At 73.3% G+C, this 13,035-nt stretch carries 11 protein-coding genes; 3 read left to right on the top strand and 8 right to left on the bottom strand.

Annotated elements, in window-relative coordinates:
* Positions 1 to 98: 98 nt before the first annotated feature.
* On the bottom strand, positions 99 to 302 hold the full coding sequence (locus tag AB0G79_RS13385; RefSeq protein WP_360805002.1) for a cold-shock protein: 204 nt from the start codon (positions 300 to 302) through the stop codon (positions 99 to 101).
* Positions 303 to 642: 340 nt separating this feature from the next.
* Between AB0G79_RS13385 and AB0G79_RS13380 the strand changes: the two genes are divergently transcribed.
* The 3 genes from AB0G79_RS13380 to AB0G79_RS13370 all read left to right on the top strand — a co-directional run bounded on the left by AB0G79_RS13380 (position 643) and on the right by AB0G79_RS13370 (position 2,727).
* Positions 643 to 1,392 carry a hypothetical protein gene (locus AB0G79_RS13380; RefSeq protein ID WP_360804999.1) on the top strand — a complete coding sequence of 250 codons (750 nt, stop codon included), beginning with the start codon at positions 643 to 645 and terminating at the stop codon, positions 1,390 to 1,392.
* A gap of 67 nt (positions 1,393 to 1,459) precedes the next feature.
* Positions 1,460 to 2,218 (top strand): methyltransferase domain-containing protein, encoded by a 759-nt coding sequence (locus AB0G79_RS13375; RefSeq protein WP_360804996.1) that lies wholly within the window; start codon positions 1,460 to 1,462, stop codon positions 2,216 to 2,218.
* Between the two features lie 110 nt (positions 2,219 to 2,328).
* Positions 2,329 to 2,727: a hypothetical protein gene (locus tag AB0G79_RS13370; RefSeq protein ID WP_360804993.1), complete on the top strand. Its 399-nt coding sequence runs from the start codon at positions 2,329 to 2,331 to the stop codon at positions 2,725 to 2,727.
* Between the two features lie 74 nt (positions 2,728 to 2,801).
* Here the strand turns inward: AB0G79_RS13370 and AB0G79_RS13365 are convergent, their stop codons facing one another.
* From AB0G79_RS13365 to AB0G79_RS13335, 7 genes are all read right to left on the bottom strand, one after another.
* Complete coding sequence (locus tag AB0G79_RS13365) at positions 2,802 to 5,609, bottom strand: hypothetical protein (RefSeq protein WP_360804990.1); 2,808 nt, start codon at positions 5,607 to 5,609, stop codon at positions 2,802 to 2,804.
* On the bottom strand, positions 5,606 to 6,730 hold the full coding sequence (locus AB0G79_RS13360) for an AAA family ATPase (RefSeq protein WP_360804987.1): 1,125 nt from the start codon (positions 6,728 to 6,730) through the stop codon (positions 5,606 to 5,608). Before AB0G79_RS13360 ends, AB0G79_RS13365 begins: the two co-directional genes overlap by 4 nt.
* Before the next feature lie 11 nt (positions 6,731 to 6,741).
* On the bottom strand, positions 6,742 to 8,133 hold the full coding sequence (locus tag AB0G79_RS13355) for a VWA domain-containing protein (protein ID WP_360804984.1): 1,392 nt from the start codon (positions 8,131 to 8,133) through the stop codon (positions 6,742 to 6,744).
* A complete protein-coding gene (locus AB0G79_RS13350; RefSeq protein ID WP_360804981.1) occupies positions 8,130 to 9,530 on the bottom strand; it encodes a hypothetical protein in 1,401 nt (466 codons plus the stop codon). The genes AB0G79_RS13355 and AB0G79_RS13350 overlap by 4 nt, the downstream gene beginning before the upstream one ends.
* Positions 9,530 to 10,033 (bottom strand): hypothetical protein, encoded by a 504-nt coding sequence (locus AB0G79_RS13345; RefSeq protein ID WP_360804978.1) that lies wholly within the window; start codon positions 10,031 to 10,033, stop codon positions 9,530 to 9,532. The genes AB0G79_RS13350 and AB0G79_RS13345 overlap by 1 nt, the downstream gene beginning before the upstream one ends.
* A gap of 169 nt (positions 10,034 to 10,202) precedes the next feature.
* Positions 10,203 to 10,745 (bottom strand): HPP family protein, encoded by a 543-nt coding sequence (locus AB0G79_RS13340; protein ID WP_360804975.1) that lies wholly within the window; start codon positions 10,743 to 10,745, stop codon positions 10,203 to 10,205.
* A 373-nt stretch (positions 10,746 to 11,118) separates the two neighbouring features.
* Positions 11,119 to 13,005, bottom strand: coding sequence for a long-chain fatty acid--CoA ligase (locus AB0G79_RS13335; RefSeq protein WP_360804972.1), 1,887 nt, complete (start codon positions 13,003 to 13,005; stop codon positions 11,119 to 11,121).
* Positions 13,006 to 13,035: the final 30 nt, after the last annotated feature.

Genomic DNA, 13,035 nt, shown 5'->3' with positions numbered 1-13,035 from the left:
CGGCGGCGGCGCGGCTGCGGCAGGACTGCGGCAGGGCGGACGCACCGGTGCCCCCCACCCAGGGGGTGAGGGGCACCGGCGGTGTCAACGCGTCAGCGTCAGGCGGGGAGGATGTTCTCCGCCTGCGGGCCCTTCTGGCCCTGCGTGACGTCGAAGGTCACCTTCTGGCCCTCGTGGAGCTCACGGAAGCCCTGGGTGGCGATGTTCGAGTAGTGGGCGAAGACGTCCGGGCCGCCACCCTCCTGCTCGATGAAGCCGAAGCCCTTTTCCGAGTTGAACCACTTAACGGTGCCGGTAGCCATGCGATATCTCCTTCGAGGCAGTACCCGGAATGCACACTGCGTGAATTCCGGCGTCGCCGCGATGATTGCCCCGTCCGGAAAAAGCACCGAAAATACAAAAAGTGCCTGGTGGAAACAGCCCACCAAAGCACTTGAAGTTTACTGGGAACCACAACTGCAACTGATATCCACTGTATCACGGGAGCCTCCGGCGGGTGCTTTGGCGCGCGATCGGGCTCGTGTTCGACCGCGATCGAAGGGACGCGCGCGAGACCCGTGTTCACAAGATCGGCCGCTGCTAGTGTCCGTGGCGGGGCGCGCGTCCCGGGACAGCGCCCGTCGGAGAGACGAGGAGGAGCCCATGCACGCGGCCGAAGAGGGACGGCGGCAGCAGCTGGACGCGGTCAGCGTCCTCAACGCCAAGAGGACGCTCCTCCAGCTCCTGGCGCGCGCGGGGGTCTGGTCGGGCGACGCCGAGGAACTGATCGGGCTCGTCGAGGCGGGGGCGCTCGCCCTCGCGCACACGGAGATCGCCGGAGGCCCTCATCCGGGCCCCGGGGGCGTGGGCGAGGAGAAGGGCGAGGGCGAGCGGTACGGGGCGGGGTTCCGCGACGGCGCGCGTGCCGTCGCGGACGAGCTGGCCGACATCGCCGAGCGCACCCTGCGCCACGCCCTCGCGCCCGGTGCCGCGGACGACGCCGACGAGCGCTCTCCCGTCGGGCGGGCGGAGATGGAGCGCACGAAGGTGGCGCTGACGCCGCTCTACCTCTCGTACACCGACGTCTCCGACCTCGATCCGAACGCCACGGAGCAGGTGCTCACGGCGGTGCTCGGCACGATGAGCCCCCGGCAGCGTGCGGGGTACGCGGGCAGGCTCACCGAGTTCGCGGCGCTCCACCACGCGCGGCTGGAGCGCGTGTACGCGGAGTACGGCCCCCAGAGCGCCATCGCGATCCACGGCCGCTACTCGCTGGTCCACTCCCCGACCAGCGTCGCCGTCCTGGAGCGGCTCACGACGGCGTCGGAGGCGCTGCACGAGGAGTGGGACGCCGCCGAACTGCCGCCGGCGTGGCTGGACGGCCTGACCACGGCCTGGGACTCGGCGACGTAGGGCGACGTAAGGCGCGTCGTGGCGCGGACCCCTGTTCCGCGGATCATGGGATTACTAGGCTGCGACGATGGAACGCACTGACGACGTGACCTTCGCCGAGACCGGGTCCGAGGCCGTGGACCCGGCCGGGGCGAACGACTACGACAGCTTCGCCGAGGCGTACGCGGCGGACAACGAGACCAACCTCCTCAACGCCTACTACGAGCGGCCCGCGATGCTCGCCCTCGCCGGGGACGTCGCCGGTCGCCGGATCCTGGACGCCGGCTGCGGCGCGGGCCCGCTGACGGCGGCGCTGCGCGAGCGCGGCGCCGTGGTGTCCGGCATCGACTCCAGCGCCGGCATCCTGGCCCTCGCCCGACGCCGGCTCGGGGACACGGCCGATCTCCGCGTGGCCGACCTCCGCGATCCCCTCCCCTTCCCGGACGACGCCTTCGACGACGTCGTCGCCTCCCTGGTGCTGCACTACCTGGAGGACTGGGCCCCGACGCTCGCCGAGGTCCGACGCGTACTGCGGCCCGGCGGGCGGCTGCTCGTGTCGGTGCAGCACCCCTTCGTGGACTACGCGATGCAGGACCCCCGGCCCGACTACCACGCCACCACGAGCTACGACTCCGAGATGGTGTTCAGCGGCCGGACCGTCCCGATGACCTTCTGGCGCCGTCCGCTGCACGCGATGACCGAGGCCTTCACGGACGCGGGCTTCCGCCTCTCCGTCATCAGCGAGCCGCAGCCCGACCCGGCGGCGCGCGAGGCGCACCCGGAGGGCTTCCAGGCCCTGTCGACGAAGATCGCGTTCCTCTTCTTCGTCCTGGAGTCCACCGCCTGACGGACCCCCTCCCCGGCTCCGCCTCGCCATCCGGCGGAGCCCCCAACTCCCCTTGACACCAAGGAGCTTGGCAAACGAACCCCCCTTTCCGACCGACGAGGAGAAGCCCCGTGAGCACCTCCCGCGCTTCCTCAGGCCCCGTCCCCGTTCCCGCGTCCATCAAGCGATCCCGGATCCTCGTCGCCTGCCAGGCGCTGGGCGCGACCGGCACGGGCGTCCTCATGCTGGCCCTCGCCCCCGAGGAACGAGGGGACGGCGCGACGCTCATGCTCCCCATCGGCCTGGTCGCCCTGACCTTCGGCCTGTTCCTGGCGTACTGCGTCTACCGCCTCGGCCGCCCGCTCCCCCGGGCCCTGCGCACCGGGCTCGTCGTGGTCGAGAGCCTCTACCTGGCCGCCGGCGTCGTCCTGCTCTTCGCGACGCCGGCGCTCGCCTTCGCCTCCGTCTTCGCCCTCGTCGTCCTGGTCTCCCTCCTCGGCTCCGACGGAGGCGACTGGATCGCCGACTGACCCCGGACGAGCCGACGGTCCGGGCGGTGACCGGCGCGGACAGGACGACCGGCGGGCCCCGGAGGAACAGCCGGTCACGACGCGGTCAGCAGGGCGGCGACGGCGCGGGCGGTCGCCGGGTGGCGGTCGGGGAGGGACGGGGTCCGGGGCGCCCGCTCCGTCGCCTCCCAGGGGGCGTCGGCCCCGAGGAGTCCGGCGAGCGCGTCGCAGGTGGCCGGGTGGGCCGGGAGCAGGGCCGCGCCTCTCGTGCCCGTACGGGTGCGGGGCACCGGGGCCGGGGTCGGCTGCTGCTTCCACGGCGGGACCCAGGTGTCCAGGGCCGCGAGGCGGGCCGGGAAGACGCGGCCCGCCTCGCGGATGAGGAGCGGGGCCAGGTCCGCCGCGTTCGCGCGGAGTGTGGTGATGAGGGTCGGGAGCCAGGGCAGGAGGACGGCGTCCGGGAGGCGGCCGAAGGCGTTGGAGACGGCCTCGACGACGACGTCCGCGAGGCCCGGGACGGGTTCGAGGGCGTGGACGAAGCCGCTGAGGTAGCGCGGGTAGGCGGGGACGACGAGCGGGTTGGCGAGGAGTTCGCCGCAGCGCTCGCGGAGCCCGGCCCGGGAGAGGGTGCCGAGGTGCACCTGCGCGGCCCAGAGCAGGGCGGTCTTGGCCTGGTCGCCGGGGTGGGACTGCGCCACGGCCAGTTCGAGCTGGGTGCGGTCGCAGCCGAGGGACAGCGCCAGGCTCTCCATGCCGAAGAGGAAGCCGAGCATCGCGGCCACCTGCCCCACGGTCGCGTCCTCGTCGCGGAACGCGGTCGGCAGCAGGGTGCAGTAGTGGGCGTATCCGGTGCGGACGAAGGACTCGATCCAGGGCGGCAGGGCCGGCTCGTGGGTGCGGTAGTAGGCGAGGAGGCCGCGCACGCGGCGCAGGACCTCCGGCGCCCCGTCGGCCGTGCGCTCGGAGGCCAGGACCTCCAGGGCCCGGGTGCCCAGCTCGTCGGCGAGGCGCCGGCCGCCGAGGTGGAGCAGGGCGTCCTCGACGGTCTCCAGGACCTCGGCGGCCGTGGCCCGCGGGCCGAAGGCGGTGCGCCGCAGGCGCTGCTCCAGGACCTGTTCGAGGCTCACGCCCTCGTATCCGAGCTCGATCAGCGAGCGCTGGTGGGTGCCGAGGGCGAGGTCCCAGGACTCCTGGATGGGCCGCTCGCCGAGCTTCCGTTCGCCCATGATGGGGCGGGCGGCGCCGGGCGGCATGAGGCGGCGGAGCATCCACAGGACGTCGGAGCAGACCCGCAGCCCGGGTTCGGTCGCCATGTCGAGGAGGGCGCGGCGGACCCCGCGCTGCTGGAGGTTCAGCTCCAGCGGGGCGAGGCGGTCGTGGACGTCGCGGGCGAGGGGCGGCAGGGCGTCGTAGCCGACCTGGCCGATCCGGTCGCCGCCCATCATGATCTCGACGAGCCGCCGGACGTCCCTGCGCCCGGGCACGGAGTCCTTCTCGATGCAGGTGACGGCCGCGTCCTGGAAGTCGTACGGCGTGGGCTTGGCCCGGTCCCGCATGCCGGCGAGGAGGATCGAGGTCTCGAAGACGGCGATGGCGTCGGCCGTCGAGGAGAGGTAGCCGTTGCGGCGGGCGGCGCGGACGATGTCCACGGACCAGCCGAGCAGTTCCGCCTCGTCGAGGGTGTCGACGACCGGGGGCCGCTGGAGGAAGCCGGAGAGCCGGTCCTCGGTGACCACGGGCGCCGCGGGTGTCGCGGCCGGTGCGGGGCGCGTCTTCCGCGTACCGGCCTGTCCTTCCAGGCGGTACGGCTTCACCCGGGTGCGCTTGAGGTTCTTCGCCCACTGGGTGGCGGCGATCGACACCGAGCCGGAGGCGAGGCCGAACTGGGCCTCGATCGCCGTGTGGCTGGAGGGGATCAGTCCGTACTGCCAGGTCGTGGCCGTGCGCGGGGAGATGGTGAAGCCGTCGGAGCCGGCCACGCCGAACTCCTCGACGCGGCTGGCCGCGTGGAAGGCACCGCAGACGTACAGGCAGTCGGCGGGGTCGGCACCGGTCGCGGCGAGGTGCTCGCGCATGCGCGTCCACATGTACCGCTCGCGGTCCTCGTCGACGCGGACCCGGTCGCCGTCCCCGGGGGCGAGCCGGCGGAAGAGGCTGCCGACGAGGAACATGACCTGGCGGTACGTGTCGTGGTCGCTGTCGCCGAGGGGCACCTCGACGTACTGGTGCCACCACTCCGACCAGTGCCGGACCTTGCCGTGGCGCAGGAGGTGCTCCTCCAGTTCCGCGAAGCGCGGGCGCAGGTCCCCGATCTCGACGCCGACGGCCTCGCCGTGGAGGGCGGCCTCGGGCTCGGGGGCTTTCGCTCCGGCCTCGCCGCCGGCCGACCCGTCGGGGGCACCCCCGGGGGCAGCGTCGTGGCGGCTGTCCCACTGGAAGACGTGGTCGGAGGAGCGGTCGACGAGGACGAGCTCCACGCCCGGGGTGTCGAGGGCGTAGGCGATGGCCTGGTACTCGGCGGACGCCTCGGTGATCGGGGCGACGACGGAGAGCGGTGCCCATTCGGCGGGGAAGCCGTCGATGTCGCTGGCGAAGGCCTGGACGGCGACGGGCAGTCGGCAGTTGCGGAGCTCGGTCAGGAGCGGCGCCATGTCCTCGCACAGCTCCAGGTAGACGACCTTGGGCTGCTTCTCGCGCAGGCGGCGGGCCATGGCGAGCGCCGAGGCGGGCGAGTGGTGGCAGACGGGGAAGATCTCCAGCGGCTCGGCCGCCGCCCGGTCGACGTCGTCGACGAGGCCGAGCAGGATGCCCTCCAGGGCGTCCGCGCCACCGGCGAACTCGGCCGCCGCCTCGTGCAGTTGCCCCCGGAGCGCGGCGAAGGGGGTCTCGGCGGGGGCGCTCACGCGAGCCTGCCGATGGCGTCGCGGCCGCCTTCCAGGAACTCCGGCCAGGCGCCGCCCTCTTCCTTGCCGCGCGGTTCGACCACGCCGTGCAGGTACTTGTTGAGGATGGCGAGGTCCTCCGGTTCTCGGCGGGCGAGGGAGCCGACCAGGGAGGCCGCGAGCGTCCGGGCGGTGAGGGCCCGCTCGCCGAAGAAGTTGCTGTGGAGGACGGCGTCCTCGAGGACGCCGATCTGCTCGGCGGTGGAGAGCGCGGACTCCAGCTTCTCGTCGTCGCTGCCGGCCGCCGCGGCGGAGGCGCGCAGGTCGGCGAAGCTCTGGAGGAGGACGTCGAGCAGGGTCGGCGGGACGTCCAGGTCGATCTGGTGGCGGCGGAGGAGCTCCTCGGTGCGGAAGCGGACGATCTCGGCCTCGCTCTTCTTGTTCGTCACGACGGGGATGCGGACGAAGTTGAACCGGCGCTTGAGCGCCGAGGAGAGGTCGTTGACGCCGCGGTCGCGGCTGTTGGCGGTGGCGATGATGGAGAAGCCGGGCTTGGCGAAGACGATGTTGTCGCCGCCGCCGTCGCTCTCCAGCTCGGGGACGGAGACGTACTTCTCGGAGAGGATCGAGATCAGCGCGTCCTGGACGTCGCTGGTGGAGCGGGTGAGCTCCTCGAAGCGGCCGATGGCGCCGGTCTCCATGGCCGTCATGATCGGCGAGGGGATCATCGACTCGCGGGACTGGCCCTTGGCGATGACCATCGACACGTTCCACGAGTACTTGATGTGGTCCTCGGTGGTGCCGGCCGTGCCCTGCACGACGAGCGTGGAGTTGCGGCTGATCGCGGCGGAGAGCAGCTCGGCGAGCCAGCTCTTGCCGGTGCCGGGGTCGCCGATGAGCAGGAGGCCGCGGTCGGAGGCGAGCGTGACGATGGAGCGCTCGACGAAGCTGCGGTCGCCGAACCACTTCTGCGACACCTCGCGGTCCAGGCCGTCGGCCCGCTCGGAGCCGAGGATGAAGAGGCGGACCATCTTCGGGGAGAGCCGCCAGGAGAACGGCTTGGGGTTGTCGTCGACGGACTCGAGCCAGTCGAGCTCCTCGGCGTACTTGATCTCGGCGGGGGCACGGAGCAGATCGGACATGGGAAGGCCTCTCAGGTCAGGAAGGTCTTGAGTTCGTGGACGAGCTTGTCGATGTGGCCGGAGACCACCGGGGTGCCGAGCGCCTTGAACCGCTCGCGGAACCAGGGGTTGACCTCCTGGCGGCCCGAGCTGGTCACCGAGCCGACGGGGATGAACTTCACGCCGGAGCGGTGGACCGCCTCGATGCCTTCGAAGAGCGGCTGCGAGCGGTCGAACTCGTAGAAGTCGGAGATCCACACCATGACGGTGTTCTTCGGCTCGGCGATCTTCGGCCGGGCCATGGCCATGGCCACCGGTCCGTCGTTGCCGCCGCCGAGGTTGGTGCGCAGCAGCACGTCGAACGGGTCGTGCACCCAGGGCGTGAGGTCGATGGACCGGGTGTCGTACGCGATGAGGTGGACGTCCACCTTCGGCAGCCCGGCGAAGATCGAGGCGAGGATGGTGCAGTTGACCATCGAGTCGACCATGGAGCCGGACTGGTCGACGACGACGATGAGCCGCTGCGGCGTGGTCCTGCGGACCGTGTGCCGGTAGTAGAGGCGGTCGACGTAGAGCCGCTCCTCCTCCGGGCTCCAGTTGGTCAGGTTCTTCCAGATGGTGCGGTCGATGTCGAGGTTGCGGAAGACCCGCTTGGGCGGGACGGAGCGGTCGAGCTCTCCGACGGTCGCCTTCTCGACCTGGGTGCGCAGGACCTCGGCGACCTCGTCCACGTACCGCTTGATGAGCGACTTGGCGTTGGCCAGGGCGATGCCGGAGAGGTTGCCCTTGTCCCGGAGGAGCTGCTCGATCAGGGACATGCTCGGGGTGAGCCGGGCGGCGAGGGCGGGGTCGGCGAGCACCTCGCGCAGGTGCATGCGCCCGACGAGGTCGGCCTCGACGGCGCCGAGTTCGGCACCGAGGCCGCCGCCGGTGGCGCCCCGGCCGGGGCCGCGTCCGCCGCGCAGGTCGCCGGGCTCGCAGCCGAGCGCGCGCTCCAGCCAGCCCGCGTCGGACTGCCAGCGCGCCAGCCGGTCGGCCGAGACCGTGCCGGAGCCGGTGGAGAAGACGTTGAGCAGGACCTTCGAGACGAGGGCGGCGCGGCGGACCTCGGCGGCGCGGTCGCGGTCCTCCTCCGGCTCGGGGCCGGGGGTCATCAGGCCGTCGAACTCCTCGGCCAGCTCCGGGTGGCGCTGGACGACGGAGTCGACGGACGTGCCCGGGTCGAGCAGCGCGGACGGCAGCCCGACGTCCTCGACGACGGCGAGGCTCGCGGACTCCAGTGCGGCCTGCTCCTCGTGGTCGAAGAGCCGGGCGAGCAGGCGCCAGTAGAGGACCTGTCGGCGGTTGTCGTGCGCGTCCACCCCAGGGGAAGGTGAGGCGGCGGCGAGGGCGGGGGACGGAGGGGCGGGGTTCGCGTCGGTCATTTCCGCAACAGCCTTCCCGCTCGCTCCCGCAGGACGGCGACCGCGTCCGTGGCCGCCTTCTCCGCGCGCACGCCGGCCTTGTCGGTCGTCCCGCCGGCCCACGCGCCCGCGTGGACGGCGACGGTCTTCTTCCGCACGGTCGTCTCGACGGCGAGCGGCTGGAGGACGAACTCCCCGGCGTCCCAGCGCAGCAGGCCGACGCACGCGCCGGACGCGGCGACCGCTTCCGGGGTGAGGGGGCCCGCGGCCGGTACGCGGTCGGTGTCGACGGCCAGCCGGTGTCCCGCGAAGACGAAGGCCGTCGAGCCGTCGTCCTCCCCGCGCTCCACCCCGTACCCCTCGACGAGCACGGGGACGGCGATGCGGACCGGGTGGCGGTCCAGCGGCGCGGTCACCGGTTCGGCGGCGGTGGCGAGGACGACGCGGGCGGTGGCGAAGGGGTCGGCGGGCTCGCCCGCGCGGGCCCGCTCGTCGTCCCAGAGGAGGTCGCCCTCGGTGGTGACCGGCATGGCGTCGAGCTCGACGGCCAGCCCCTCGCTGACGGCGGCGAGCAGCGACATCCGGGGCCGGAGCAGCTGCCAGAGTCCGGCGCCGACGACGGTGTCCGGCTTGGGCGCCGAGACGGCGGCCCGCACCAGGCGCGGGGCGGTGCCGTCGGCCGGCTCGAACACGGCGTGGATCTGGGCCTGGACGGCGGTCGCGTGCTCGTGGACGTCGGCGCCGAGCGGCAGCAGACGGCCGGTGGCGGTGGTCGTGGCAGGGGCGCGGGTGGCGCCGGGCAGGGTGAGGAGGAGTGCGCGGGACCAGAGGTCGGCCCAGCGGCGGACGGGCACGCGCTCCAGGGTGGCGCCCGGGCACGAGGCGGCGAGTTCGGCGGCGAAGCCGTCGAGGAGCGTCGCCTGCCGGCGCAGCAGCGGGTCCGGGAGCATCGCGGAGACGACGGGGGCGGCTCCGGCGACGAGCTCGTGGTCGATGCCCTGCCAGCCGGCGCGGGCGAGGTCGCAGAGCCAGGCCCGTGCCGCGGCCAGGACGTTCCCCGGCGGGTCCTCCCCCGCCGGGGGTTCCGCGTCGCTCTCCTCGGCCGGGGTCCGGCCGGTGATCTCGCCGATGCGGTCGGTCAGCGCGTCGTGCACCGATCCCATCAGCGCCGCGCGGGCGGCGGCGAGGGCGACGAGGTGGTCCTCGCCCGCCGCGCCGGCCGCCGCCTTCTCGGCGGCCTCGGCGACGAGCCCGGCCAGCGGGGTCCCGCCGACGGCGTCGGTGAGCGCGGCCAGGCCCTCGGCCTGCGCGGGCTGCGGGCGGAGCAGTCCTCCGACGAGGGCGCGGTCGAAGGCGTCCACGGCCGCGAGCGCCTCGTCGAGCCCCTCGACGGGGTCGGCGAGCAGATCCGTACGCATCAGGCCACCGCCCTCGTCGGCGGGAACCACTGCATCTCGGGCAGCGGCGTGGTCACGGGCTCCCGCTCCAGGTAGGCGAGGTGCCGCAGGAAGCGGCTGAAGACCGGGGCGGCGGCCGAGGTGTCGCCCTGCTCGGGGCGCGTGGAGGTCATCGCGACGACCAGCGACCCGGCGTCGTGGGCTTCGCCCGGGGCGTCGGCCTTCAGATAGCGGGCGACGCGCTCGGCGCCGTACTGGAGGACCGCCTCGGTGACGAGCGCCCTGATGTGGTTGCAGAACGAGCCGCGGGCCCCGCCGCAGGGCCGGTTGTTGTTGGTGCTGCACGCGAACGCGTACGTCCCGGCGGCGACGGAGGACACGTACACGCGCCCTGTGTCGGACCCGCTGGACACGACACCCTGCAACCGCCCGTCGGCCAGCTCGACGAACGGCACCTTGGCCAGCTTCCGCGGGCGGGCGGGCGGAACGACCCGCACCACACCCGACGTCTCCCAGACCGTCAACAGACTTCTCCCTTGCACGTCAAAGGGGATGTCGACGCCGGATCGGCGCGACAACGACGAAGCTATCGCCCCCCACTGACAACGCCCTGCCGCGTCGTCAGCGGGACCCCCTCGAAGGGCCCTGAAGCCGTGTCAGCACCGGGCGGGCACGGTCGGGGAAGGGGTCAGGTCACCACCAGTAGACGGGGTACTTCGGCGCCCCGCGGCGCACGCGGTGGGCGGACCAGGCCGTCAGGACGAGGAGGACCGTGGCCCCGAGGAGCAGCGGCACGAACCGGCCGGGGGCGGGCGCCTGGAGGACGATGACGACGGCGGTCGCGCAGGCCGGTGAGTGCGGGGTCCGCGCGAGGGTCGTGAGGGCGAGCGTGACGCCGGCGGCGAGCGCGGCGACCCACGCGCTGCCGCCCCCCACCGCCGCCATCGCGTACCCGGCGGCCGCGCCGAGCATGTGGCCGACGACCACGCTGCGGGGCTGCGCCAGGGGCAGGGCCGGGGCGCAGTGCACGAGCGCCGCGCTGGCCGCCAGCGGCGGTATGAGGACGGGTTCGTGGAGGACTGCGCCGATCCCGACGAGCCCGAGGAGCGCGGCGGTCGCGGCGCTCACGTTGTGGACCGCCGCGCCCGGAGCGGGTCGGGCCGGCGCGCGGCCGGCGATCCTCCGACGGCGGGCGACGGGGACGGTTTCGGGGCGCGCGGAGGCGTCGGTGCTCATGGGTGCGGTGTTTCCGGGGCAGGGGTCGGATCCGGCCACCACTCTAACCAGCGGTTTCCCGCCGGATCCGCGGGGGTGAGGTGCCGGGAGAAGCGCCCCCCGTCTGCGGGGACGGGGGGCCTTCGGGTTGCCCGCCCCACGGGGGATCCGGGACCGGCAGGCCGTTCGGCCGGGGTAGTCCGACGGCACTCGTGAGACTAGGGGCGGCCGGCCCACCGGCCGCCCCATGCGCCTTCCATCACCGGGTAACGCCGGCGTGGGGCCCATGCTCACGAAAGGCCCACGCCCCAGCGGGGCCCCACTCCCGCGTACGCCCCGCGTACGCACAGGCCCCGCCGACCTCAGGTCCCGACGACCCCAGGCCCCGCCCGGCTCAGGCCTCGCGCGCCCCCTCGTACATCGCCTCGATCGCCTCCGCGTAGGTCCGCTCCACCACCGGCCTCTTCACCTTCAGGCTGGGCGTGAGCTCGCCGTGTTCGATGTCGAGGTCGCGCGGAAGCAGCGAGAACTTCTTGATGGTCTGCCACCGCTGGAGCTCGCCGTTGACGGTCCGGACGTAGCCGTCGACCATCGCGTGCGCCTCGGGCGAGGCGACGACCTCGGCGTACGTGCGCCCGGCGAGGCCGTTGGCCTCCGCCCAGGGCAGCACGACGCTCTCGTCGAGCGCGATGAGCGCGGTGCAGAAGTTACGGCCGTTGCCGATGACCAGGATGTTGCTGACGAACGGGCAGACGGCCTTGAAGCGGCTCTCGATCTCCGTGGGCGCCACGTACTTGCCGCCAGACGTCTTGAACAGGTCCTTCTTGCGGTCGGTGATCCGGACGTAGCCGTCCTTGTCCACCTCGCCGATGTCGCCGGTGTGGAACCAGCCGTCGCTCTCCAGTACTTCGGCGGTCTGCTCCGGCAGGTTATGGTAGCCGCGCATGACGCCGGGGCCGCGCAGGAGGATCTCGCCGTCCTCCGCGATCCGGACCTCCGTACCGGGCAGGGGCCTGCCGACCGTGCCGACGCGGCAGTCGTCGGCCGGGTTGACCGTGACGGCCGCGCTCGTCTCCGTCAGGCCGTACCCCTCCAGGACGGGCACGCCCGCCCCGGCGAAGAAGTAGCCGATGTCGGCGGCGAGCGCGGCGCTGCCCGACGCGCTGCCGCGCAGCGCCCCGCCGAAGGCCGCGCGGATCTTCCCGTACACGAGCCGGTCGGCGACGGCGTGCTGCACGGTGAGCAGGAGGGGCACCTTGCGGCGGCCCGTCGCGACCATCGACGCCTGGCCGGTCCGCGCGTAGTCGCGGGCGACCCTCGCCGCCCAGAGGAAGATCCTGTACGTGGCTCCGCCCTCGGCCCTCGCCTTGGCCGCGATGCCGTTGTAGACCTTCTCGAAGATCCGGGGCGCGGAGGCCATCACGGTGGGGCGGACGACGGGCAGGTTGGTCACGATCCGGTCGATGCGGCCGTCCACGACGATCACGCTCCCGGTGCGCACCTGACCGGCTATCAGGGCGTTGCCGAAGACGTGCGACAGGGGCAGCCAGAGGAACTGGACGTCCTCGGGGAGCAGCAGCCCGCTCGCCTCCTGGGCGAAGGCCTGGTAGGACCAGCAGTCGTGCACGAGCCGCGCGCCCTTCGGGCGGCCGGTCGTGCCCGAGGTGTAGATGAGCGTGGCGAGCTGGTCCGCCCCGATGGCCCGCACCGCCGCCTCGACCGCGTCGGGACGCTCCGCGAGGAGCGCGGCCCCGCGCTTCTCCAGTTCGGCCAGGGTGAGGATCTCCAGGCCTTCGGCCCGCGGGAGTTCGGCCGGTGCGTCGAAGAGGACGACGTGCCGGAGGCTTGGCAGGTCGCCCTTGTGCGCGACGACCTTCTCGAGCTGGGTGACGTCCTCGGCGAAGATCGCGCGGCTGTCGGAGTCGGCGAGGATGTACGCCGTCTCGTCGGCGTTGGTGGTCGGGTAGACCGCCGTGGCGGCGGCCCCCGCGCACATCACGCCGAGGTCGGCGAGGATCCACTCGATCCGCGTCGAGGAGGAGACGGCCACCCGCTCCTCCGGCCGCAGGCCGAGGGCGAGCAGCCCTGCCGCGATGGCGTGGACGCGCTCGGCGGTCTGAGCCCAGGTCAGCGACCGCCAGACCTCGGCGCCGGACGCGCCGTCGCCGTCCGCCACCGGGTAGCGGTACGCCTCGCGGCCGGGCGTCGCGGCGACGCGCGAGAGGAAGAGATGCGCCACGGAAGCGGGGCGGCTCTCGAGAAGGGACTGCGCGGTACTCATGCCGACCTCCGGGCCCAGGGCGCCCATCAA

The organism is Streptomyces sp. NPDC020807 (genome assembly GCF_040641575.1).
GTDB lineage: Bacteria > Actinomycetota > Actinomycetes > Streptomycetales > Streptomycetaceae > Streptomyces.
The sequence above is the reverse complement of the archived record's forward strand: the minus strand, read 5'-3'. Positions and strand labels throughout refer to the sequence as shown.

What these genes read in the sequence shown, in the direction of transcription:
- AB0G79_RS13350 (WP_360804981.1), bottom strand. Translation starts at nt 9,530, where the DNA reads ATGCGTACGGATCTGCTCGCCGACCCCGTCGAGGGGCTCGACGAGGCG.
- AB0G79_RS13335 (WP_360804972.1), bottom strand. Translation starts at nt 13,005, where the DNA reads ATGAGTACCGCGCAGTCCCTTCTCGAGAGCCGCCCCGCTTCCGTGGCG.
- AB0G79_RS13355 (WP_360804984.1), bottom strand. Translation starts at nt 8,133, where the DNA reads ATGACCGACGCGAACCCCGCCCCTCCGTCCCCCGCCCTCGCCGCCGCC.
- AB0G79_RS13385 (WP_360805002.1), bottom strand. Translation starts at nt 302, where the DNA reads ATGGCTACCGGCACCGTTAAGTGGTTCAACTCGGAAAAGGGCTTCGGC.
- AB0G79_RS13380 (WP_360804999.1), top strand. Translation starts at nt 643, where the DNA reads ATGCACGCGGCCGAAGAGGGACGGCGGCAGCAGCTGGACGCGGTCAGC.
- AB0G79_RS13340 (WP_360804975.1), bottom strand. Translation starts at nt 10,745, where the DNA reads ATGAGCACCGACGCCTCCGCGCGCCCCGAAACCGTCCCCGTCGCCCGC.
- AB0G79_RS13360 (WP_360804987.1), bottom strand. Translation starts at nt 6,730, where the DNA reads ATGTCCGATCTGCTCCGTGCCCCCGCCGAGATCAAGTACGCCGAGGAG.
- AB0G79_RS13375 (WP_360804996.1), top strand. Translation starts at nt 1,460, where the DNA reads ATGGAACGCACTGACGACGTGACCTTCGCCGAGACCGGGTCCGAGGCC.